This is a genomic window from Leisingera sp. CC-HEC096, assembly GCF_059429235.1.
In genome coordinates, this window is sequence record NZ_JCAIJS010000001.1 from 1,268,901 (window position 1) to 1,291,267 (window position 22,367).

The 22,367-nt window shown below is 65.7% G+C and carries 22 protein-coding genes, 1 tRNA gene and 1 pseudogene; 15 read left to right on the forward strand and 9 right to left on the reverse strand.

Annotated features, from left to right (window positions below):
* Nucleotides 1-173 precede the first annotated feature (173 nt).
* Nucleotides 174-878, reverse strand: coding sequence for an endonuclease/exonuclease/phosphatase family protein (locus AC5STI_RS06250; RefSeq protein WP_475052620.1), 705 nt, complete (start codon nucleotides 876-878; stop codon nucleotides 174-176).
* A 156-nt stretch (nucleotides 879-1,034) separates the two neighbouring features.
* Nucleotides 1,035-2,453: a protein adenylyltransferase SelO gene (locus AC5STI_RS06255; RefSeq protein ID WP_495446053.1), complete on the reverse strand. Its 1,419-nt coding sequence runs from the start codon at nucleotides 2,451-2,453 to the stop codon at nucleotides 1,035-1,037.
* Nucleotides 2,454-2,510: 57 nt separating this feature from the next.
* Here AC5STI_RS06255 and AC5STI_RS06260 point away from each other — a divergent pair, with 57 nt between their 5' ends.
* Nucleotides 2,511-2,930, forward strand: a complete 420-nt coding sequence (locus AC5STI_RS06260) for a cupin domain-containing protein (RefSeq protein ID WP_495446054.1) — start codon at nucleotides 2,511-2,513, stop codon at nucleotides 2,928-2,930.
* 42 nt (nucleotides 2,931-2,972) lie between these two features.
* Nucleotides 2,973-3,875: a fatty acid desaturase gene (locus AC5STI_RS06265; protein ID WP_495446055.1), complete on the forward strand. Its 903-nt coding sequence runs from the start codon at nucleotides 2,973-2,975 to the stop codon at nucleotides 3,873-3,875.
* 82 nt (nucleotides 3,876-3,957) lie between these two features.
* Here AC5STI_RS06265 and AC5STI_RS06270 read toward each other — a convergent pair whose 3' ends face one another.
* The gene (locus AC5STI_RS06270; RefSeq protein ID WP_495446056.1) at nucleotides 3,958-5,067 is read right to left on the reverse strand and encodes an anhydro-N-acetylmuramic acid kinase; all 1,110 of its coding nucleotides are present in this window, start codon (nucleotides 5,065-5,067) and stop codon (nucleotides 3,958-3,960) included.
* Nucleotides 5,068-5,210: 143 nt separating this feature from the next.
* On the opposite strand from AC5STI_RS06270, the gene tyrS reads away from it, so the two are divergent.
* Nucleotides 5,211-6,467, forward strand: a complete 1,257-nt coding sequence (gene tyrS, locus AC5STI_RS06275; protein ID WP_495446057.1) for a tyrosine--tRNA ligase — start codon at nucleotides 5,211-5,213, stop codon at nucleotides 6,465-6,467.
* Between the two features lie 402 nt (nucleotides 6,468-6,869).
* On the opposite strand, the gene AC5STI_RS06280 is transcribed toward tyrS, so the two are convergent.
* Nucleotides 6,870-7,007 carry a hypothetical protein gene (locus AC5STI_RS06280; protein ID WP_495446058.1) on the reverse strand — a complete coding sequence of 46 codons (138 nt, stop codon included), beginning with the start codon at nucleotides 7,005-7,007 and terminating at the stop codon, nucleotides 6,870-6,872.
* Nucleotides 7,008-7,053: 46 nt separating this feature from the next.
* On the opposite strand from AC5STI_RS06280, the gene AC5STI_RS06285 reads away from it, so the two are divergent.
* The 3 genes from AC5STI_RS06285 to AC5STI_RS06295 all read left to right on the forward strand — a co-directional run bounded on the left by AC5STI_RS06285 (nucleotide 7,054) and on the right by AC5STI_RS06295 (nucleotide 9,672).
* On the forward strand, nucleotides 7,054-7,980 hold the full coding sequence (locus AC5STI_RS06285) for a GNAT family N-acetyltransferase (protein WP_495446059.1): 927 nt from the start codon (nucleotides 7,054-7,056) through the stop codon (nucleotides 7,978-7,980).
* Nucleotides 7,981-8,080: 100 nt separating this feature from the next.
* Entirely contained in the window at nucleotides 8,081-8,836 is a 756-nt protein-coding gene (locus AC5STI_RS06290) for a 3-hydroxyacyl-CoA dehydrogenase (protein WP_495446060.1), read from the forward strand.
* Nucleotides 8,837-9,117: 281 nt separating this feature from the next.
* Nucleotides 9,118-9,672, forward strand: coding sequence for a sugar O-acetyltransferase (locus AC5STI_RS06295; RefSeq protein WP_495446061.1), 555 nt, complete (start codon nucleotides 9,118-9,120; stop codon nucleotides 9,670-9,672).
* A 144-nt stretch (nucleotides 9,673-9,816) separates the two neighbouring features.
* On the opposite strand, the gene AC5STI_RS06300 is transcribed toward AC5STI_RS06295, so the two are convergent.
* From AC5STI_RS06300 to AC5STI_RS06310, 3 genes are all read right to left on the reverse strand, one after another.
* The gene (locus AC5STI_RS06300; protein ID WP_495446062.1) at nucleotides 9,817-11,625 is read right to left on the reverse strand and encodes an ABC-F family ATP-binding cassette domain-containing protein; all 1,809 of its coding nucleotides are present in this window, start codon (nucleotides 11,623-11,625) and stop codon (nucleotides 9,817-9,819) included.
* Nucleotides 11,626-11,694: 69 nt separating this feature from the next.
* The gene (locus tag AC5STI_RS06305; RefSeq protein ID WP_495446063.1) at nucleotides 11,695-12,435 is read right to left on the reverse strand and encodes a GNAT family N-acetyltransferase; all 741 of its coding nucleotides are present in this window, start codon (nucleotides 12,433-12,435) and stop codon (nucleotides 11,695-11,697) included.
* 80 nt (nucleotides 12,436-12,515) lie between these two features.
* Nucleotides 12,516-12,989, reverse strand: a complete 474-nt coding sequence (locus tag AC5STI_RS06310; protein WP_495446064.1) for an outer membrane protein assembly factor BamE — start codon at nucleotides 12,987-12,989, stop codon at nucleotides 12,516-12,518.
* A 100-nt stretch (nucleotides 12,990-13,089) separates the two neighbouring features.
* Between AC5STI_RS06310 and AC5STI_RS06315 the strand changes: the two genes are divergently transcribed.
* The 8 genes and pseudogenes from AC5STI_RS06315 (at nucleotide 13,090) to AC5STI_RS06350 (ending at nucleotide 20,248) form a co-directional block, all read left to right on the forward strand.
* Nucleotides 13,090-13,626, forward strand: coding sequence for a YceD family protein (locus AC5STI_RS06315; RefSeq protein ID WP_495446065.1), 537 nt, complete (start codon nucleotides 13,090-13,092; stop codon nucleotides 13,624-13,626).
* Between the two features lie 225 nt (nucleotides 13,627-13,851).
* Entirely contained in the window at nucleotides 13,852-14,058 is a 207-nt protein-coding gene (gene rpmF / locus AC5STI_RS06320) for a 50S ribosomal protein L32 (protein ID WP_008558107.1), read from the forward strand.
* A 37-nt stretch (nucleotides 14,059-14,095) separates the two neighbouring features.
* Nucleotides 14,096-15,208, forward strand: coding sequence for a phosphate acyltransferase PlsX (plsX, locus tag AC5STI_RS06325; RefSeq protein ID WP_475052644.1), 1,113 nt, complete (start codon nucleotides 14,096-14,098; stop codon nucleotides 15,206-15,208).
* 16 nt (nucleotides 15,209-15,224) lie between these two features.
* Nucleotides 15,225-16,199, forward strand: a complete 975-nt coding sequence (locus AC5STI_RS06330; RefSeq protein ID WP_475052647.1) for a beta-ketoacyl-ACP synthase III — start codon at nucleotides 15,225-15,227, stop codon at nucleotides 16,197-16,199.
* A 101-nt stretch (nucleotides 16,200-16,300) separates the two neighbouring features.
* On the forward strand, nucleotides 16,301-16,603 hold the full coding sequence (gene ihfA, locus AC5STI_RS06335) for an integration host factor subunit alpha (protein ID WP_008207184.1): 303 nt from the start codon (nucleotides 16,301-16,303) through the stop codon (nucleotides 16,601-16,603).
* A gap of 16 nt (nucleotides 16,604-16,619) precedes the next feature.
* Nucleotides 16,620-16,874: pseudogene (locus AC5STI_RS06340) on the forward strand (MerR family transcriptional regulator); the annotation flags it as partial.
* Between the two features lie 2,093 nt (nucleotides 16,875-18,967).
* Nucleotides 18,968-19,044: transfer RNA gene (locus tag AC5STI_RS06345), tRNA-Pro, on the forward strand.
* A 124-nt stretch (nucleotides 19,045-19,168) separates the two neighbouring features.
* Nucleotides 19,169-20,248, forward strand: coding sequence for a 2'-deoxycytidine 5'-triphosphate deaminase (locus AC5STI_RS06350; protein ID WP_495446066.1), 1,080 nt, complete (start codon nucleotides 19,169-19,171; stop codon nucleotides 20,246-20,248).
* 67 nt (nucleotides 20,249-20,315) lie between these two features.
* Here the strand turns inward: AC5STI_RS06350 and AC5STI_RS06355 are convergent, their stop codons facing one another.
* Nucleotides 20,316-20,813 carry an Lrp/AsnC family transcriptional regulator gene (locus AC5STI_RS06355; RefSeq protein ID WP_495446067.1) on the reverse strand — a complete coding sequence of 166 codons (498 nt, stop codon included), beginning with the start codon at nucleotides 20,811-20,813 and terminating at the stop codon, nucleotides 20,316-20,318.
* Between the two features lie 104 nt (nucleotides 20,814-20,917).
* On the opposite strand from AC5STI_RS06355, the gene AC5STI_RS06360 reads away from it, so the two are divergent.
* Entirely contained in the window at nucleotides 20,918-22,069 is a 1,152-nt protein-coding gene (locus AC5STI_RS06360) for an MFS transporter (RefSeq protein WP_495446068.1), read from the forward strand.
* Here the strand turns inward: AC5STI_RS06360 and AC5STI_RS06365 are convergent.
* A complete protein-coding gene (locus AC5STI_RS06365; protein WP_495446069.1) occupies nucleotides 22,044-22,292 on the reverse strand; it encodes a hypothetical protein in 249 nt (82 codons plus the stop codon). The two genes, AC5STI_RS06360 and AC5STI_RS06365, sit on opposite strands and share 26 nt — an antisense overlap.
* Nucleotides 22,293-22,367: the final 75 nt, after the last annotated feature.

Consider the following 22,367-nt stretch of genomic DNA (forward strand, 5'->3'; position numbering starts at 1 on the left):
ATACACACTCGAAATGGCGCCTTAAGGGCAAACCTGCCCTTAAGCGCCTCTCAGCAGAAAAACTCTGCGCTGCGCAGCAGCGCCCGGCCCAAGGCCGCCAAGGCGCGCCAGGCGCAGCCTGAAGCTCCTGCGGGCGCGGGAGCCCTCCCTTGCCAGCAGCAGTCAAACGGCAGTCAAACCGCCCGCAAATCCGCCCAGACCGGCAGATGGTCGGAGGCGATATGCGCCGGCCGCGCGCCATGCACCCCATGCGCCACCGCCTCCAGCCGCCTGCAATGGGCGATCCGGTCCAGCGCTCCCAAGGGCCGCAGTGCGGGAAAGCTGGCCTTCGGCGGCAGAAAGGTCAGCGCCGGGGCGATATGCTCCAGCACCGGAGACCGCGACCATTCGTTGAAATCCCCCGCCAGGACCACTGCCGCGTCATCCGCTTCCGCCGCACGGGCCAGCGCATGCATCTGCTCGCGCCGGGCGCGCCCCGTCAGCCCCAGATGCGCGCCGATCACCCGGACCAGCCCGGCTTCTGTCTCCAGCAGCGCCCAGACCGCGCCGCGCGGCTCAAGTCCCGGCAGTGTGATATGGCCCTTGGCCCGCAGCCGCACGCCATTGCGGAACAGCACCGCATTGCCATGCCACCCCAAGGATCCCGCCCCGCCCAGATCCGCGGCCTGCCAGCCGGTTTCCTCGACCAGGAAATGCGGCAGCGCTGCGGGCCGCGGCGGCAGGCGCTTGTCGGCCTCCTGCAGCACCGCCACATCAGCGCCCAGGCCCGACAGCACCTGCAAGGTGCGCTCCGGCCGCCGGCGCAAGTCCATGCCGACGCATTTCTGGATGTTGTAAGTGGCAATCCGCAGGGTGTCCGGCGGCGGGGGCTTCGGCATCTGCTCTCTCTCCGGGGCTTGCAGGGAGTGTGGCGCAGAATGCGGCCCATGCACAACCGGCATCAGGCCGCAACCGGCGCAGGGGGCGGTCTGCCCCCTCTTGAGCCTTCAGCTCAATTCACCCCCGAGGATATTTTCAGCCAGATGAACAGGGGATCAGGTGCCGCAGAACGTCGCCTGCACCACTTCTTCCGGCAACGGCGGGCGCTGCAGATCCGCGTGGTCCGGCTGGTCATCATAGGGGCGGGCCAGCACATCGTTCAGCCGGTGGAACAGGGCGTAATCGCCCGTCACCGCGCCGGCGATCATTTCCTCAATCCGGTGGTTGCGGGGGATGAAGGCCGGGTTTGCCCGGCGCATCACCGCCTGCGGGTCCGGCTCTCCCTCCAGCCGCGCCTGCCAGCCTTCCGCCCAAGCATCAAAGGCCTCGGGACCGGTGAACTGGTCCCGCGCCGTGCCCTTGGCCAGCGCCCGGAACGTGTTGGTGAAATCGCTCTGGTTCTCTGCCATCCGCCCCAGAAGGGAGGTGACAAGCTCCAGGTCATCCTCCTGCGGCGAGGTGATCCCCAGCTTGGCCCGGAAGCGGCCGAGCCAGGCTGCTTCTGTCAGGTCCGGCATCGCGTGCACGATCTCCGTCGCCTCCTCCACACCCGCCTCCGGGTCGTCCATTTGCTGGATCAGAGCCGTGGCCAGCTGCGCCAGGTTCCAGACCGCGATCGTGGGCTGGTTGGCATAGGCATAGCGCAGCCCACGGTCGATCGAGGAAAACACCGTGTGCGGGTGGTACACATCCATGAAGGCGCAGGGCCCGTAGTCGATGGTCTCGCCCGAGATCGAGAAGTTGTCGGTATTCATCACCCCGTGAATAAATCCCACCCCCATCCAGGCGGCGATCAGCTCCGCCTGCGCATCGCGCACGGCCTTCAACAGCCCCATCGGGCCTTCCGCTTCAGGGTAGTGGCGGGCAATTGCATAGTCCGTCAGCTGCCTGAGGCTCGCCTTGTCGCCGCGCGCGGCGAATACCTGGAATGTGCCCACCCGCAGATGGCTCGCCGCCACCCGTGTCAGCACCGCGCCCGGCAGGCCGCCTTCGCGCCAGACGGTCTCGCCGGTCTCCACCGCCGCCAGCGCGCGGGTTGTGGGGATGCCAAGGGCATGCATTGCCTCGCTCACCACATATTCGCGCAGCACCGGCCCCAGCCAGGCGCGTCCGTCGCCGCCCCGCGAATACGGTGTCCGCCCCGATCCCTTCAGCTGGATATCCCGGCGCTTGCCGTCTGTTCCCACCGTCTCCCCCAGCAGGATCGCGCGCCCGTCGCCGAGCTGCGGATTGTAAGTGCCGAACTGATGCCCTGAGTAAAGCTGCGCCAGCGGGTCCGCGCCGTCCGGCACCTGATTGCCGCCGAACACCTCCGCCATCTCCGCCGCCTCACCGGGTGTGATCCCCATGATCCGGCCCAGATTTTCGTTAAACGCCACCAGTTTGGGCGCCTTCACAGCCTGCGGCGCCAGTTTGGAGTAGAACTGCCCCGGCAGGGCAGCATAGGTGTTGTCAAAGGGGATCATGAGTGTCATGGCCCAAACATATGACTGGAATAGAGATTTACCAGCACCAATAGAGGGAGAGCAGCAATGGACGCAGACCGGATCATCCAGCACCTGGGCCTGCAGCAGCACCCGGAGGGAGGCTGGTACAAGGAAACCTGGCGCGCCGGGAATGAGGGCCGCCCGACAGGCACCTGTATCTACTTCCTTTTGAAGGCCGGTGAAGCCAGCCACTGGCATCGGGTCGATGCTGCTGAGATCTGGCTCTACCACGCCGGCGCGCCGCTGGTGCTCTCGATGGCGGCAACGGACGAGGGTCCCGCGCAAGACCACCTGCTGACCCCGGACCTGACCAATGGCGCGCCCCAGCTGATCGTGCCGGAGGGCCACTGGCAGGCGGCGCGCAGCACCGGGGACTACACGCTGGTCAGCTGCACCGTCTCCCCCGGTTTCCAGTTCGGGGGTTTCGAGCTGGCCGCGCCCGGTTTCGACATCCCCCGCGCCTGACCCGCCCCTTGCAGCGAATCGCCGGGCGTCCAACACTGCCCTATGCCTGCTGCACTGGATCACACCGCCCTGATCAAATCGCTGCCGCCAGAGACCAAGGCCGCCCTGACGGCCCGTTCCGACGCAGCGGGCCTGCGCCACCTGGCACTCTACCTGACCGCCCTCGCCGCCTGCACCGCAGGCATTGCCTTGCAAGTGCCGCTCTGGCCGCTGCTGATGCTGCCGCAGGGCATATTGCTGGTGTTCCTGTTCACGCTCAGCCACGAGTGCACCCACCAGACACCCTTCCGCAGCAAATGGCTGAACGAGGCCGCGGGACATGCCTGTGCCCTCGCCATCGCGCTGCCCTTCACCTGGTTCCGCTATTTCCACCTGGCGCATCACAAATACACCAACGACCCCGAACGCGACCCGGAACTGGAGTACGGGCCGCGCCCGTCCACCTTACCCCAGTGGTTCAAATACCTGAGCGGCTGGGGCTATTGGCGCGGCATGGCCGGGACCCTCTGGCGCAACGCCTTCGGCACGATCAGCGCGCCCTACCTGCCGGAACGCCGCCACTCGGATATGCGGCTGGAAGCACGGGTGCTGCTGGCCCTTTACGCCGCCGCGCTGCTCAGCCTTCTGCTGTCACCGCTGCTGCTGTGGCTGTGGATCGTGCCGCTGCTGATCGGCCAGCCGGTCCTGCGCGCCTATCTTCTGGCAGAACACGGCCTCTGCCCGCCTGTTGCCAACATGCTGGAAAACTCCCGCACCACCTTCACAAACCGGCTGGTGCGCTTCCTGGCCTGGAACATGCCCTATCATGCCGAGCATCATTCATTCCCCAACGTGCCGTTCCACCAGCTGCCCGCCTTCCACGCCATTACCCAAGAGTATCTGAAGTCCACGTCGGACGGCTATGCTGCGTTCACCGGAGACTACCTCCGCCAGCTTTCCCGCTGATCCGCGCGCCACAGGCGGCAAATTTCTTCAGAAGAAATTTGGCAAGAATTTTCTGAAAATTCTTGCGTCTGGACGCACCCGGTCACTCCCCCGGCACGCTGACCACACCGCCGCCGACGCAGGCACTGACGCCAGTGGTGCCAGGCGCCGAGGTTGGCATGCCGCGCGCCACCCGCACCGCCAGATGGGCAAAGGCCTGCGCCTCCAGCATGTCGCCGTCCAGGCCTGCGTCCTCCACCGGCTTCACCGGGCAGTCCAGCGAGACCCGCAGCATCTCCATCAGCACAGGGTTATGCCGCCCGCCGCCAGTGACCAGCACCATCTCCGGCGGCTCCGGGCAATGCTCCATTCCCTGCGCCACAGCGGCTGCGCACATGGCGATCAGGGTCGCCGCAGCATCCGCGTCGCTCAGTTCATTGACCAGTCCGACCATTTCCGCAAAATCGTTCCGGTCCAGAGATTTGGGCGGCATTCTTGCAAAGTACGGCTCGGCCAGAAACAGCTCCAGCGCGCCGGTTTCCACAGTGCCCGACCGCGCAACCTTGCCGTCCGCATCCCAGGGAATGCCCAGCCGCTCCTGCACCAGATCATTGACCGGCGCGTTGGCGGGCCCGGTATCAAAGGCCAGCAATGCCCCCGGCTCCTCCGGCCGCTCAAACCGCGGATCCACATAGGTCAGATTGCCCACCCCCCCCAGGTTCAGGAAACACAAGGGCCGTTCCGCGCCAATGTATTTCGCGCAGGCAAAGTGAAAGAACGGCGCCAGCGGCGCGCCCTCTCCGCCCATCGTCACATCATCTGAGCGGAAGTCCCAGACCACCGGCTTGCCCAAGGTCTCAGCCAGCGCCGCCCCGTCACCCACCTGCAGCGTCCCCTGCCGCCGCGGCGCATGGGCCAGGGTCTGGCCGTGAAAGCCGACGATCTCCACATCCCCGAACGCCGCCAGCGCCGCGGCATGGGCTGCGTCACAGACCTCGGCCGCGGCCTCCACCTCCGGCCCGGTCCATTTCCCCAGGCCCGCGCGCAGCACGCTGCGCTCCTCTGCGGAATACTCGCGGTAGCTGCTCTCTCCGAACCCGTGAATGCGCGCGCCGTCGGTCACAACCACAGCCGCATCCACCCCGTCCAGCGAGGTGCCGCTCATCGCCCCCAGCGCCCTGACCGCACCTGTTTTCGCAATGGCCTTGCTCATCGCCCCTGCCCCTCTCACAGAACCGGGCCGTTCCGCCCGTTTGCGCGCCACACTACAGCGCATATTTTGCCGGGAAAACAGGTTCCAACCGGCGCCAATGCGATTTATAGGGCATGGTGCAAAACCATAGACCGAGGCATGTTATGACCTACACACCGAAATCGGATTTCGTCGCAGTCATGATGGAACGCGGGTTCCTCGCGGACTGCACCGATTATCAGGGGCTGGATGAGGCCCTGCTGCAAGGTGTGCGCCCGGCCTATATCGGCTTTGACGCGACAGCCAAGTCGCTGCACGTCGGCTCGCTTATCCAGATCATGATGCTGCGCTGGTTCCAGAAGACCGGCCACCAGCCGATCACCCTGATGGGCGGCGGCACCACCAAGGTGGGCGACCCCTCCTTCCGCGCGGACGAGCGCCCGCTGCTGACCGAAGCGCAGATTGACGACAATATCGCGGGCATCAAGAAGGTGTTCTCCGCCTACATCGACTATGACAGCGACGCGCCGAACAAGGCGCTGATGCTGAACAACGCCGAATGGCTGGACGGCTTGAACTACCTGGAATTCCTGCGCGACATCGGCCGCCATTTCTCGGTGAACCGGATGCTGTCGTTCGAAAGCGTGAAGTCCCGCCTCGACCGCGAGCAGTCGCTCTCGTTCCTCGAATTCAACTACATGATCCTGCAAGCCTATGACTTCATGGAGTTGAACCGCCGCTACGGCTGCATCCTGCAGATGGGCGGTTCCGACCAATGGGGCAATATCGTTAACGGCATCGACCTCACCCGCCGGGTGATCGACCACGAGGTCTATGGCCTCACCTCGCCGCTTCTGACCACCTCGGACGGCAAGAAGATGGGCAAGACCGCCGACGGCGCAATCTGGCTCAACGCCGACATGCGCTCGCCGTATGAGTTCTGGCAGTTCTGGCGCAACACCACCGATGCGGACGTGGGCCGCTTCCTCAAGCTCTACACCGAGCTGCCGGTCGGGGAATGCGAGCGCCTGGGCGCGCTGGCAGGGTCCGAGATCAACGCCGCCAAGGTGATCCTGGCCAATGAGGTGACCACCCTCTGCCATGGCGCCGAAGCGGCGGCGGCGGCGGAAGCCACCGCGCGCGAGGTGTTTGAAAAGGGCGGTGTGGGCGACGACCTGCCTACCCTCTCGCTGTCGTCGGCAGACTTGGGTGACGGCATCTCGATCGTGCAGCTGATCGTGAAATCCGGCCTTGCCAAATCCGGCAAGGATGCCAAGCGCCTGATTGCCGAGAACGGCGCCAGGATCGACGATCAGCCGCTGACGGATGCAGGCCTGATGATCGACGCGGGCGCCCTGTCCTCGCCGATCAAGCTGAGCGCTGGCAAGAAGCGCCATGCCCTGGTGCGGCTGGACGGCTGAACCGTCTGGCATGGAACGGAAAAAGGGAGCCTCTGCGCTCCCTTTTTTTGTTGCCGCCAGGCTCTCCCGCCCATTCCAGCCCCGTTAAAGATGAGCCTTCATGGTTGGCCCGGCACCGCGCGCCGCGCGGCGCGGCAGCGCCTCGCTGGCTACGGCTGCCATCAGGCCAGCACCGGGTCAAGGGCCGCTCCAGCGGCCGTGCGCAGCACGGTTTACCCTTGAGGCGGAGCTGGACGGGATAGACTGGAACAGGCGCTTAAGGGCAGACTTGACCTTGAGCGCCTCTCAGCAACCTATCTGCTGTGCAGCAGCGCGCCGCGCAGCGGCGCCCGGCCCAAGGCCGCACAAAGGCGCAGTGGCGCAGCCAATGCGCCCGCGGGCGCGGGAGCTTGCCCGGCCGTTTCAGAACAGCAGCGCCTCCAGCAGCGTCAGCAGCACAAACACCGGCACCGACAGGCCGGTGGCAATCAGGAGCGCCGCCGACTTGGTCATCCGCGGCGCAGCCGCCGCCTGCCCCATGATCTGTTTTGAATTTTTCATGCGCTCATTAACCCTGATTTAGGTTTCCAGCGCGTTAATGCGGGGCATGTATGATGCCGCCCCAGACCTCTCCATGCCGCAAGCCCGGAGCGCCCTCAACCGCACCTGCGCACTCCAGCAAAGCCCTGAATTCGCCCGGGCTTTGCGCGCCTGCGGCCAGGCGCCGGTCACCTTACCGCAATTGCAGGACACGCTGTTGCTGCGGCAGCGGCTGCCAGGCGGCCTGCAGCTGGCCATGGTAAACCGTGCAGTCATTGCGGAACCGGCATCCCTGCGGGAGGCGCTGCAGGCGCACGGCCTGGGCCGCACGCCCCTGATCCTGTCTCCGGAAACCCCGGCGCCGGAGCTGGCCCGCATCGGCGCGGTGCCGCTGATGAGCCCGGCCCATGCAGCGCTGCTGGACCTCTCCACCCCCCCGGACCAGCGCCGCGCCGCGCTGCACCAGAAATGGCGCAACCGCTTGAAACACGGCGAATCCCAGGACCTGCGCCTCACCCGCCAGAACCTGCCGCATGACCCTGGCCACTGGCTGTTCGCAGCTGACGCCAAACAGCAGGGCAGCCGCGGCTACCGCAGCTGGCCGATCGGCCTCACCCTTGCCTATGCGCAACAGAACAAGGGCCAGGCTAAGCTGTTCCAGGCTTTCGAGGGGAAGGAACCCGTGGCCGCTATCCTGATCCTGCTGCACGGCAGCACCGCCACCTATCACATCGCCCACACCACCGCCCGCGGCAAGCAGCTCAGCGCCCATAACCGGCTGCTCTGGGAGGCCGCCAGCTGGCTCTCCGCCAAGGGCATCCGCCAGCTCGACCTCGGCCTGATCAATACCGAAGACACCCCCGGCCTCGCCCGGTTCAAACTCGGCACCGGCGCCAGGCTGCACCGTTTGGGCGGCACCTGGGGCTGGTGGCCGCCGCTCGGCCGCCTGCTGCGTCCGCTGGCGGCCCTCGACCGCCGCCTGATGGCCGGCTGACTTCCGCGCCCCTGTGCCGCGACGCCCCGTCCCGCTGGACAGGCAGGCGCAGCCTGCATTATATGAACAAATGTTCAGATAATCGGGAGGAGCCCCGCTCATGAAACTTGCAGACACCGCAGCCGTCATCACCGGCGGCGCTTCGGGCCTGGGTGAGGCCACCGCGCGCTATTTCGCCGAACAAGGCGCCCAGGTAACCATCCTCGACCGCGACGCCGAACGCGGCACCCAGGTGGCAGAGGAAATCGGCGGCCACTTCGCCCAGACCGACGTGACCAGCGAAGACTCTGTTTCCGCCGCCATCGCACACGCGGTGGAAAAGATGGGCAAGATCACCGCCTGCGTGAACTGCGCGGGCATCGCCATCGGCGCCAAGACAGTCGGCAAGGACGGCGCGCACCCCCTGGACGCCTACAAGCGCACCATCGACATCAACCTGGTCGGCACCTTCAACGTCGCCCGCTTGGCCGCTGTCGAGATCGCCAAGAACACGCCCGACGATGACGGCGCCCGCGGCGTGATCATCAACACCGCCTCCATCGCAGCCTTCGACGGCCAAAAGGGCCAGGCCGCCTATGCCGCTTCCAAGGGCGGCGTCGCGGGCATGTGCCTGCCGATGGCGCGCGACCTGGCGTCCTCCGGCATCCGCGTGATGACCATCGCACCCGGCATCTTCATGACCCCGATGCTGGCCGGCCTGCCGGAAGAGGTGCAGCAGCAGCTGGCCGCAGACGTCCCCAACCCCGCCCGCCTGGGCGACCCGCGCGAATACGGCCGTCTGGCGGGTTTCATCGTCGAAATGGGCTACCTGAACGGCGAAGTCATCCGCATCGACGGCGCCCTGCGCATGCGCTGACGCCCCTGCCGGTGGGTGCGGGTCAAGGGCGGCAACGCCGCCGTGCGCAGCACGGTTCACCCTTGACGCGCAAACGGCGGATCACACAATCGAAATGGCGTCTTGAGGGGCAAACCTGCCCCTCAAGCGCTTCTCAGCAGTTTCTTCTTCATTGCGCAGCAATGCGCGGCCCAAGGCCGCACGAAGGCGCCTTGGCGCAGCCAGGGCACCTGCGGGCGCGGGAGCATTGCCGCAATTGACAATCCCTGCGCTCCGCAATTCACTCCGGTCAGGAGGCCGCGATGCACAAAACAGAACGGCAGAAAATGCAGGCGGGCGAGTGGTACTGTTGCCTGGACAGCGAACTCTCCGCGTTGCGCCACCAGGCCCGCGTTGCGGTGCACCAGCACAACATGGCGGCCCCTGATCCGGCTGAAAGACTCAGCCCGCCGCTCGCCAAGCTCTTTGCCGGCCACGGTAAAAACTGCCTGATCGAGGCGCCGTTTCACTGCGCCTATGGCATCAACATCAGCCTCGGCAAGAACGTCTACATGAACGCGGGCTGCACCATTCTGGACACTGCGCCCGTGACCATCGGCGACGGCACCATGATGGGACCGAACGTGCAGATCTACTGTGCCCAGCACCACAAAGACAGGAACTTGCGGGCGAAAGGCCTCGAAATTGCATACCCCGTCACCCTCGGGGCCGATGTCTGGATCGGCGGCGGCGCCATCATCCTGCCGGGCGTCACCATCGGCGATGGCGCCATTGTCGGCGCAGGCGCAGTTGTGACCAAGGATGTCGCAGCAGGTGAAACCGTGACCGGCAATCCCGCCCGCCCCCGGCACAGGTAAACGGACGATCAAGGCAGCGCCCGCCGCCTCAACCTGCGCTTAGCATTTCCTAATGAATTCCAAAGCTTTACGGCAGCAACTTTGACCAAATGTTTCGCGCGCGAAACATTTGGTCAGCCTCGCTGCCCTAATTAAAAAGCCGCTTCAGCCTTCGGCCTTTTCCTCCAGCAGCAGCCATTCTTCCTCGGCCGCCGCCAGCTTTTCCTGCCGCTCCACCAGCGCCTCGGTGGCTTTCTTGAACTTGACCGGCTCGCGGGTGAACAGTTCCGGATCCGCCATCAGCTCCTGCAGCTTGCCGATCTCCGCTTCCAGCCGCTCGATTTCGCCCGGCAGCGCCTCCAGCCGGTGCTTCTCCTTGAAGCTGAGCCCGTCCTTGGGCTGGCTCTCCTGCTTGGGTTTGGGCTTGGCTGCCTTCACCTTCTCAGGCCGTTCCGCCACCTCCAGCGGCCCGCGCTGCGCGATGTAGTCGCTCCAGCCACCGGCATAGGCCGTGGCCCGCCCGTTGCCTTCCATCGCAATCGTCGTGGTCGCCACCCGGTCCAGGAAATCCCGGTCGTGGCTCACCAGCAGCACGGTGCCGTCGTAATTGTCCAAGAGCTCCTGCAACAGGTCCAGCGTCTCCACATCCAGGTCGTTGGTCGGTTCATCCAAGACCAAAAGGTTTGAGGACCGCGCCATCAGCCGCGCCAGCAAGAGCCGCGCCTTCTCACCGCCCGACAAGGAGCGTACCGGCGCCCGCGCCTGGCGTTCGTCGAACAGGAATTCCTTGAGGTAGCCGACAACATGTTTGGGCTGGCCGCGCACCATCACCTGATCCGCCTTGCCTGAAATCCCCAGCAAGGGGTCGGCAGTCAGGTTCTCCCAAAGGGTCGAATCGCCGTCCAGCTGGTCGCGGGTCTGGTCGAAAAGCGCGATTTCCAGATTGGTGCCCAGCTGAACCTTGCCGGCATCCGGCTCTTCCATGCCCAGCAGCATCTTCAACAGCGTGGTCTTCCCGGCGCCATTCGGGCCGACAAAGGCAACCCGGTCGCCGCGCTGAACCTTCAGCGAGAAATCCTTGACGATCTGCTTGCCGCCGAACGCCTTGCTCAGCCCCTCGGCCTCGATCACCTTGCGGCCCGACTTGGGGCCTGCTTCCAGCGCCATCTCGGCAGCGCCTTGCCGCTTGATCTGGGCAGAGCGTTCCGCCTTCAGATCCTGCAGCGCCCGCACCCGCCCCATGTTGCGCTTGCGCCGGGCAGAGATGCCCTCCACCGCCCAGCGGCTTTCCGACTTGATCAGCCGGTTCAGCTTGTGGCGCTGCATGTCCTCATCTTCCCAGACCTTGTCGCGCCAGGCTTCGAAATGCTCGAACCCCTTCTCCTGCCGCCGCACCTCGCCGCGGTCCACCCACAGGGTGGCGCGAGTCAGCGCCCGCAGGAACGCCCGGTCGTGGGAGATCAGCACAAACGCCGCGCGGGTCGCCTTCAGCTCGTTCTCCAGCCAGGTGATCGCCTCGATATCCAGATGGTTGGTCGGCTCGTCCAGCAGCATCAGGTCCGGTGCCTCGGCCATCAGCTTGGCCAGCGCGGCGCGGCGGCGCTCCCCTCCCGAGGCGGTCCCGACGGGCCGCGCGGGATCGAACTTCAGCCCCTCGCCCGCACGCTCCACCTTGTACATCTCGCCGGGGTCCAGCTCGCTGGCGGCAAAGTCGCCCAGCGTCGCAAACCCCTCCATCTTGGGGTCCTGCTCCATGTAGCCCACGGATTTGCCTGGCGGCACCACGATATCGCCCTGGTCGGCTTCAACAATCCCCGCCATCACCTTCATCAGCGTGGATTTTCCCGAACCGTTGCGGCCCACCAGCGCCACCCGGTCGCCGGGCTGCACCACCAGATCGAGGTTGGCGAAAACCGGATCGCCCCCAAAGGTGAGGGAAATGCCGGACATCTGCAAAAGAGGAATACGTGCCATGCCAGCCAGCTACCCCGGCGGCAAAATCGCGTCAACGCTCACCGTTCATCTTTCCAAAAATACTCAAAATCACCCGGCCACGGCCCGCAGAACCCGTTTGCGGGCCTCCGGGATCGCGCCGATTTCCAGTCCGGTGAATACATGAAGCGTGTTCATCTGCCGGTCCACCACCGCGTGATCGCTGACCCAGCCGCCCATTGCCAAATAGGTGCGCAGCAGCGGCGGCATGGCTTGCACCGCCTGTTTCGCATCCGGCTCCCGCTGCCGGTCCGCGCCGTAGCGGACCACCTCAGGCGCTTTCACCCCCGGCCGCCAGCGGGGCGGTGCCAGGTGCCGCTGCCGGAGCAGTGCAAAGGCGTCCTGATAAGGCGCCGCGGAGGTGCCGCCAAAGGACGAGCAGCCAAACAGCATCTGCACCCCCTGCCCGTCAACCAGGCCTGTGATCGCCCCCCAGGCGATGCGCAGGATATCCGGGTCATGCCAGTCCGGGTGGATACAGAAGCGGCCCAGCTCGGCCATCCGGCCCGTGAAGCTCAGAAGCCCCGGCAAGTCATAGAATTGCGCTGCATAGCTGCGGCCCAGGTCCGCGCCGCGCTCCAGCACCAGCAGCCGGAAACAGCAGACCAGCTCACCGGTCATGGCATGTTCGACCAGAACATGCGCGCAGATGCCGTCGAAGGCGTCGCAATCTGTTCCAACGGTCCGGAAACACAGGGCCCGAAGGTTTTGCGCCGCAGCGATATCCGCCGCTCCGCAGGCAAGACGGGCGCTGTATTGCCCTTTGCTCAGCAAAATCTCCGGCTCGGCCATGGCTGCCCCCTGCTGCAAGCCCGCGCTGCAGCGGCGCGCATATCCTGACATAGGCGCTGCAGCACGGCGGTAAAGCCGGCTTACTCGGTGTTCAGGATCTGACCGGGGCCGAAGTTGCCAAGGTTGCCCAGCAGCTGGCGCAGGAAGGTGCTGTCCTGCACGCCGGAACTGGTCACCCGGCGCTCCAGCGGCACCACCTTGCCGTCTTCCAGGCTGTAGCGCCGGATCCCTTCCACAACGCCCTGGGCGTCAAAGCTGATTGCCACCAGGTCCCGCGCCACCGGTTCCGGCGCGGCGGCGCCATAGTGGCGGAACCGGGTGGCCACATAGTAGTAACCGCTGTCGTTCAGCACACCGGTCGAGGACGGCACGCCGATGGTTTCGGCCACCGAATCCCTTGTATCGATCCCCGGAACCACCTCGGCCAGCTGGCCGGGCGTCGGCACATAGCCATGCTTGCGGTAGACCGACGTGCAGGCCGCCAGCGCCAGCCCGGCGGCCGCAAATACCGCGCCGCGCAAAACGGACTTGTAATGAAACGCCTTTGCAAACATGAGGGCCCCCCGAGCCGCGCCGCACTGCGCGGCTTGAATACGTCTTTCAACCCGATTACCTAATGACCGCTTCCGGTTCAAGAAACGAAAGTCCCCTAACATGTCTGAGAGCACCGCTTTGCGGGTGGCGGACCTGCCGCAGAACACCCCGACCGCCTTTGAAATCACCCCGGGCAAGGAGGAGCTGGCCGCCCTGGCCGCAGCGCTGGGGGTAAACGCCCTGCGCAAGGTCCGCTTCACCGGAGAGGTCAAGGCCATGGGCAAGCGCGACTGGCAGCTGACCGGCAGCCTGGGCGCCACCGTGGTTCAGGACTGCGTGGTGACGCTGGAGCCGGTGACCACCCGGATCGAGGAAAAGGTCAGCCTCACCTATGTGGCCCGCTTCGAGACGCCGGAAGGCGCCGAAGTGGAAATGCCCGAGGACGACAGCATCGAGCCGCTGGGCAGCCACATTGACCCCGCCGCAGTGATGGCCGAGGCGCTGGCGCTGCATATCCCGCCCTACCCGCGCAAGGACGGCGCCGAACTTGGCGAAGCGGTCTATGCCGAAGACGGCGTGGCGCCGATGCGGGACGAGGACACCAAGCCCTTTGCCGGCCTCGCCGCGCTGCGCGGGCACCTGAAAGATGAGGACTAAAGGCAGTTTTTTCGCACATGCGGAAATTGTTTCTGGCGCCGGGCGCGGCGCTGCCCTAAAAAACACCTTGCGCCGCCGGAGATTCGCAGTATTTTCGCGCGCTCATCGGAATTTTTGGTTGGACAATGCTTAGGCAGACGCCTAAACGCACGTCACACCGATCGAACACGAATGCAATCGCGCCGCGGGGATGGCCCCAAGGCCCAAACAGACAAAGGTTGAGACATGGCCGTCCAACAGAACAAAGTATCCAAATCGCGCCGCAACAACCGCCGCGCGCACGATGCACTGGTTGCTGCGAACCCGAACGAATGCGGCAACTGCGGCGAGCTGAAGCGCCCGCACCACGTGTGCCCGTCCTGCGGCCATTACGACGACAAGGAAATCGTCGCGGCAGCTGACGAAATCGAGATCGATGAGGACGCGGCGTAAGCCACGGACAGGATCCTGATGCCAGGCAGGCTTTCGCATGACGGGTAAACCCGCGAAAAATCAGGCAGAAGCCGGCCGCATCATCATTTCTGTCGACGCCATGGGCGGAGACGCCGGCCCCGCTGTTGTGGTGGCCGGCATTGACATGTCGGCACAGAAGAACCCGGATATCGGGTTCATCCTGCACGGTCCTGCCGAGCAGCTGAAACCTCTGGTCGCGAAAAAGCGCGCCCTAAAGGGCCGCGTGGAAATTCGCGATGCCCGCGACGTGGTGACGATGGAGGACAAGCCCTCCCAGGTGATGCGCAACGGCAAGGGCACCTCGATGTGGGCCGCCCTGGAGGCGGTCAAGCAAGGCGAGGCCGCCGGCGCGGTCTCCTGCGGCAACACCGGCGCGCTGATGGCGCTGTCGATGCTGCGCCTGCGCAAGCTTCCGGGCGTCAACCGCCCGGCAATCGCCATCCTGTGGCCGTCGCTGAATCCGCAGGGGTTCAACGTGATGCTGGATGTCGGCGCCGACGTGAAGGCGGATGCCGAGGATCTGCTGCAATACGCCCTGATGGGCACCTCTTATGTGCGCAACTCGATGGACATTTCACGCCCCCGCGTGGGCTTGCTGAATGTCGGCACCGAAGAGCACAAGGGCCGCGCCGAGCTGAAAGAGGCCTTTGGGCTGATCACCGACAATGCTGCGCAGGCCAGCTATGATTTTGTGGGCTTTGTCGAGGGCAGCGACATCCCCGGCGACGTGGCGGATGTGATCGTCACCGATGGGTTCACCGGCAATGTGGCGATCAAGACCGGCGAAGGCACCGCCCGCGTGATGCGCACTGCGCTGCGCGAGGCGTTCCAGTATTCCTTCCTGTCCAAGATTGCGGCGCTGCTGGCGATGACCTCGCTCAAGCGGCTGTCCAAGCGGATGGACCCGCGCCGGGTTAACGGCGGCGTCTTTCTGGGCCTCAACGGCACTGTGGTGAAATCCCACGGCGGCGCGGACGCCACCGGTGTCTCGGCGGCGGTGAAGCTCGCCTTCCGCCTGGCTCAGCACGGATTCGCCGAAAAACTGGCCGCGCGGGTTGCATCTGCCGGCGCGCATACCCAAGATAATACTGCCCCCCGCACCCTGCGGGCGGCCACCGATAAAGACTGAAATAGGCAGGCACCGGATGACGCGACGCGCGGTAGTTGTTGGCATAGGCCACTATCTCCCTGAAAGGGTGGTTGAAAACGCGGAATTCGAGGCCTCGCTGGATACATCGGATGAATGGATCCGATCCCGGTCCGGCATCGAACGCCGCCATTTCGCCGCTGAGGGAGAGACCACATCGGATATGGCTGCCAAAGCTGCTGAGCGCGCTTTGGCTGACGCTGGCCTGACGTCTGAAGACGTGGACGCCATCGTGGTGGCAACCTCAACCGCCGACCTCACCTTCCCGTCTGCCGCTACCATGGTGCAATCCAAGCTGGGTATGACCAAGGGTTTTGCCTTTGACGTGCAGGCGGTCTGTGCCGGCTTTGTCTATGCGCTGAGCAACGCCAACGCGCTGATCGCCTCGGGCCAGGCGGAGCGGGTGCTGGTGATCGGCGCCGAGACCTTCAGCCGGATCATGGACTGGACCGACCGCTCCACCTGTGTGCTGTTCGGCGATGGCGCCGGGGCGCTGCTGCTGGAGGGCCAGGAGCTGGCAGGCACCAACAAGGACCGGGGCATTCTGGCCACCGACCTCAACTCGGACGGCCGCTACAAGGATTTGCTGTATGTTGACGGCGGCGTATCGTCGACCCAGTCGACCGGCCATCTGCGGATGCAGGGCAACCAGGTGTTCCGCCATGCAGTCGAAAAACTCGCCTCTACCGCGAACACCGCACTGGACCGCGCCGGGCTTTCGGCGGCAGATGTGGACTGGATCGTGCCGCATCAGGCCAACATCCGCATCATCCAGGGCACGGCCAAGAAAATGGGGCTGAGCATGGACAACGTGGTGGTAACCGTGCAGGATCACGGCAATACCTCCGCCGCCTCCATTCCGCTTGCCCTGTCTGTCGGCAAAGAGCGCGGCCAGATCAAAGAAGGCGACCTGATCGTGACCGAGGCCATCGGCGGCGGCCTGGCCTGGGGTGCTGTTGTGCTGCGCTGGTAACCTTTCCGCCCGGATTCCTGCCCGAAACACCCCGCGCAATTCATTGATATTGACAGGGAATTTCCCCGCGCCATATGCTTTGGCAAACAACGGGGATTGGTATGGGCGAAAAAACACTGACACGAATGGATTTGAGTGAAGCAGTTTTCCGGGAAGTTGGCCTGTCGCGCAACGAAAGCGCGCAGCTGGTGGAAAGCATGCTGCAGCATATGTCGGACGCCCTGGTGCGCGGTGAACAGGTGAAGATCTCCTCGTTCGGGACATTCAGCGTAAGGGACAAGTCTGCCAGGGTCGGGCGAAACCCGAAGACCGGCGAAGAAGTGCCGATCCAGCCGCGCCGCGTGCTGACCTTCCGGCCCTCCCACCTGATGAAAGACCGCGTGGCAGACGGCAACCGTAAATAACGGGACCAATTGAGCCATGTCAAAATCACCGGACGCCTTCCGCACCATCAGCGAAGTTGCGGATTGGCTGGGCGTGCAGGCGCATGTCCTGCGCTTCTGGGAGAGCAAGTTCACCCAGATCAAACCTGTGAAGCGCGCCGGCGGGCGCCGCTATTACAGGCCTGCGGACATGCAGCTGCTGGGCGGCATCAAGAAACTGCTGCACGACGACGGAATGTCGATCAAGGAGGTGCAGGCACTGCTGCGCGAGCATGGCGTCGCCCATGTGGCGGAGTTTTCCCATTCCCTCGACGCCACCGCCGAGGACCGGGCTGCCGCGGTCCCGCCCGCAGACAAGCTGGGTGATGACTGGCAAAGCTCTCTGGACCTGAGCCACGAGCTGGCCGCGCAGGATGAGGCCGGTTCCGGCCTTGGCCCCAGCAATGTGGTTGGCTTCCCGCAACAGACCGCCGGCGGAGCGGACCCGGACGCCGCGGCAAGCGGCACCTCGCAGGAGAGCGCCGCCGCCCCCGTAGAGATGAGCCCTGCGGCCCCGGAAAACGCTCCGGACACAGTTTCTGAGCCCGCTCCCGCAGAGCCGGAAGGCCCGGAAGCAGCGCAAGAGCCGCAGATGCGGATGGACCTGAGCCACCCCGCCGACGAGGCAGAAACAGAGGAAGCGGCAGAGCCTGAGCTGGGCCAGCCCGGCTCCGGCACAGTGTCTGCCGACGAAGCGGCGGCGGATGACACTGCTGCTGAGGAGGACCACCCCGCTGCGATGGCGGAAACGGGGGCCGCCTCACCGTGGAACGATACCAGCGCAGAGGCTGCGCCCGAAGACGCCCCCTCGGCAGAAGCCGCCGGCAAGGAGGCCGGCGAGGCCGCAGATGAACCGCCAGCAGCCCCGCAGGCGCCGGCAGCGGCGGAACACCCTGAGCAGCTTGAGATGCCAGCGGCTGCCGCAGATGAAGCGCCGCAAGACGCCGCACCGTTAGTATCTGAGGACGCCCAGGCTGCTGAGGCAATCACCGCGCCGGATCACGTGGCTGCCCCCACTGACATGGTGGACCCGCTGCAAGGTGACATGGACGTTTCCCATGCAGAACCTGAAGCCAGCCAGGAGCAGGATCTGCCGGAAGACCCTGCTTCCGCAGCAGAGACGCCATCCGCGCAGTCAGCTCCTGCAGGGCTGACCCGGCGGGCTTCGTCTAGTGCGGAACCGCAAGCGCCGGTGCTGGATTCGCCGGTGGAACTAGCTGCGCAGGACGTGGCGGAGATGCCAGAGGAAGCTTCCGCCGGCACGGCCACTCTGCAGCCTGGCGAAGCCGGGCCGCAGGCGGAGCCGGAACGGCTGGACAGCCCTAACCGCACTGAACACTCCGGAGAAGGCATCGCCCCGGAACCCGCCGCAGACCCTGAGCCGGTGGCTGCTTCCGGGCCCGAGGAGGAATACCAGACGGCTGCAGAGGCTGGCCAGGCGGAGGACATGCCCCCGCTCTCGGCCGTTGAAGCCGAAACGGCGCCAGCAGAGGATACTCTGGTTGCTGCGGCCGGGCTGCAGCCTGATATGCCGCTGGAGTTTGGCAGCGGTGCCGAGCCGGCCGCCGCCTCTCTGCCGGTGAGCGGCTCCGGGGAAAACGTGGATACGGAAGCTGACCCTGCGGCCGCCTTCCCGCCGCATGATCTGGACGAGGCCGCGCGGCAGGTGGATGCGATGGAATTCGCCTCTGGCTTTGACCCTGATGCCGACGTGTCCCCTGAGGCGGAAACGCCGCAAGACAGCCTGGCGGCAGAACAACTGCCAACGCCGGAAGCCGCGGAAACGCCTCTGCCGGAGATGGCGGAACCACCTGTGCCGGAAGCGGCGGAACTGTCTGCGCCAGATCCGGCAGAACCGGCTGCGCCAGAGGCAGCTGAATCGCCTGTGCCGGAGGCAGCAGAACCACCTGTGCCGGAGGCAGCAGAACCGCCTGTGCCGGAGGCAGCAGAACCGCCTGCACCACAGGCAGCAGAAGCGCCTGCACCAGAGGCAGCAGAACCGCCTTTGCAGGAGGCGGCGGATCCCTCCCCTGCCCCCGCTGCGCCGCATCATGCTGTTCTGGCCCATCTGGCCGCGATCCGGAGCCTGCCGCCGCAGACTTTGGAAGAGATCGCCGCCTGCGCCGAAAAACTGCGCGCATTGACCGCACGGGAGGCGGTTTCAGGTGCACGGGAATCCAGTCAGGAAATCACTTGATTTCCGGGCTGTGCCCCGCGCCGGAAAACCGCAGTCTCAGGGCTTCGGCGCCGCAACTGCCTCAGCCGACTGAATTTCTTTGCGGGGACCGAAAAAATCTTGCCGCGCCCTCTTGCCCCTGCCGTGAAAACGGTTAGAAGGCTCTTCAACGGGCTATGGCGCAGCCTGGTAGCGCGTCCGTCTGGGGGACGGAAGGTCGCAGGTTCGAGTCCTGCTAGCCCGACCATTTGAAAAACGCCCGGGTGCTTCGGCACCCGGGCGTTTTCATATCCCGGCCCTGATTTGCCGATTGCGCAGCAGGGCCGATTGGGCCAGCATCGCCGCAAAGCCGGCGCGGAGGGGGACAGGAAATGACAGGCGTTTTGCCCAGCCAAACCATTGAAAACATGCTGGAGCGCGGTGAGATCACCGTCAGCACCCCGCTGGTGGAGGGTCAGGTGCAGCCTGCCAGCCTCGACCTGCGGCTGGGCAATGTGGCCTACCGGGTGCGCGCGTCCTTCCTGGCGGGCCAGGGCCGCAGTGTCTCAGACCGCCTGACGGAATTCGAGATGCACCGGATCAGCCTGGATGGCGGTGCGGTGCTGGAAAAGGGCTGTGTTTACGTGGTGCCGCTGATGGAGGGGCTGGCGCTGCCGCAGGATGTGTCGGCGGTGGCCAATGCCAAGAGTTCGACCGGGCGGCTGGACCTCCTGACCCGCACCATCACCGACGGCGGCGAGGAGTTCGACCGGATCAAGCCAGGGTACACCGGCCCGCTGTATGCAGAGATCTGCCCGCGCTCCTTCTCGGTGCTGGTGCGGCCAGGAATGCGGCTGAACCAGATCCGGTTCCGCCGCGGCCAGGCGGTGCTGTCGGACGCGGAACTGAAGATGCTGCACGCAGGGACCCCGCTGGTCGATGGCGAGGCCGTGATCGAGGACGGGCTGGGCTTTTCCGTCGATCTGAAACTGCCGGGCACCGATCTGGTCGGCTACCGCGCCAAGCCGCATACCGGCGTGATCGACCTCGACCGGATTGGTGAATACGACCCGCAGGAATACTGGGAAGAGGTGCGGACCAAGGATGGCCGCATCATCCTGGACCCCGGCGCGTTCTATATCCTGGTGAGCCGCGAGGCGGTGCATATCCCGCCCGCCTTTGCCGCCGAGATGGCGCCCTATCTGGCGATGGTGGGAGAGTTCCGGGTGCATTACGCGGGGTTCTTCGATCCCGGTTTCGGCCATGACGCGGCGGGCGGTGCCGGGTCACGCGGAGTGCTGGAGGTGCGCTGCCACGAGGCGCCGTTTGTGCTGGAGCATGGCCAGGTGGTGGGCCGCCTGGTCTATGAGAAGATGGCCGAGGTGCCGGAGCAGCTCTATGGCGCGGGGATTGCGTCGAACTACCAGGGCCAAGGGCTGAAGCTGTCCAAGCATTTCAAGACGCCTGCCTGATCACGGTGAGGGCAGCGCCCTCCCCGTGGGGGAGGGCGGACGCTGCCCGGCCTTTCGGCCGGGCGGTCTATTTCACTGGTCCGCCGTCTGCCAGCCCCTCTGTCGTGCCCGCCTGAACCGGCCGGTCCAGATGGGTGGACAGCACCGTGTAGGTGCGGGTGGCGCGCACGCAGCCAACCTCGTAGATCCGCGCCAAGAGCCCCTCCAGCGCCTTGGGAGAGGCGACGCGGACCTTGAGGATCAGGTTGGTGTCCCCGGCGGAGCTGTGCACCTCCTCCAGCTCCGGCATGTCCTGCAAGGCCAGCAGGTCCGTGGTCACGCCCCAGCCCTCGGTATCCACATGGATGAAGGCCAGAAGCGGCTTGCCCACCGCGGCGCCGTCGAGCCGTGCGATGGTCGCCTCAATCGCACCGGACGCCCGCAGCCGCTTTACCCGTTCATGCACCGCGGGTGCCGACAGGCCGACTTGCTGGCCAATGGCAGCGTAGGAGAGGGTCGCGTCCTGGCTCAGCGTGCCTAATATTTTTCGGTCCAAAGCGTCCAGCGCACGGGTGGTCCCAGCCATTTTCCGAACTCCATCTGTTTTTTCTGCCGCCTGAACGGCCCGCCCTTCACAGAACCACATTCAGTCCGTAGCTAAATTACCTGAACAATTTTCGAGGTAAACCCATGCGAACCCCGATTCTGATCCTGATGAGCGCAATTGGCGTGATTGGCGCAAACTCGCTGCTGCTGTCGCCGGTAGTGACGGCTGTCAGCCAAACCCTGAATGCCACCACGGCAGAGGTGATGCGGGCGGCCAGCGCCTATGGGCTGGGGGTAGCGGTGGCGGCGCTGCTGCTGGCACCGCTGGGTGACCGCATCGGCGCCGGGCGGCTGTTGCGCGCCGCGCTGCTGCTGCTGGGGGCCGGGCTGGGTGCCAGCGCGGCGGCACCGGATGTATGGACGCTGATGGCGGCGCAGGCGGTCTGCGGGCTGGCGGCGGGGGCTGCCCTGCCCTCGATCTACACGCTGGCGATGGTGATTGCCCCCAAGGGGCGCGAGGCGCGGGTGCTGGGCTATGTGCTGGCGGGCTGGACCGTGTCGATGGTGCTGGGAGTCAGCGTCAGCGCCTGGGCCACCGACCTGGCGGGCTGGCGCGCGGTCTATGGCACGCTGGCGGGCGTGGCGCTGCTGTTGTGGGCCGCCTCCGCCTCCTTGCGCGCCGCGGGCAGCCCCAGCGGCCAGGCGACCTCGCCGCTGACGGCGCTGCGGGTGCCGGGGATCTTCCGCGGCCTCTTGGCAACTGCCCTGCTGATGCTGGGGTTCTACGGCAGCTATTTCTTCACCGGAGCGCATATCACGCAGGGATTGGGGCTCAGCACCACACAGGCAGGCCTCCTGCCGCTGTGCTACGGCGTTGGATTCGGCCTGGCCGTACTGTTGGATCCGCTGCTGGACCGGCTGGGGCTGGCGCGCGCCACCGCACCGGTGCTGCTGGCAGTCACTGCGAGCTACCTTCTGATGATGGCTGTGGCGCCGCACTACGTGCCGCTCTTGGGCGCGGCCCTGGTCTGGGGCGTGTTCCAGCATCTGGGCCTCAACCTGCTGGTGGCGCGGCTCACCGCCCTGGACCCGTCCCAGCGCGGCGCCATCATGGGGCTGTACAGCACCGTCACCTATCTCTGCGTCTTTGCCGCGCCCTTTGCCGGCGGGCTGCTGTTTGCCGCCTGGGGGCTGGCAGGCTGCCTGGCGCTGTCGGCGCTCTTGGCCCTCAGCGGCGCGGCAGAGGCCCTGAGCCTGCGCCGCACACCTCTCAGCCCCGGCGGCGCCCCTGCTTGACGGAAGGAATGCGCGAGCGCCCGGCCTGCTCTGCGGGCGGGGCGCTGCGCCCCTGCCCTTGGCTGCGTCCCGGCTGCTTGCTGCGCTTGGCGACGGCGCTGATGCCGGCATTCACACCGGCATTGACCACGCGGCGGACCAGACGCCGCAGCACCATGTTGATGATCCAGTTGATGTTCATACCCTTGGCCTCAGTTTCTGCCCTGCCCGCGATCTTAAGCACAGATTAGGACAATTCCGGGGCGCGGGACAGTTCCGGGGCACGAAACCAGCACACACGAATGCGCAGACCGCGGCG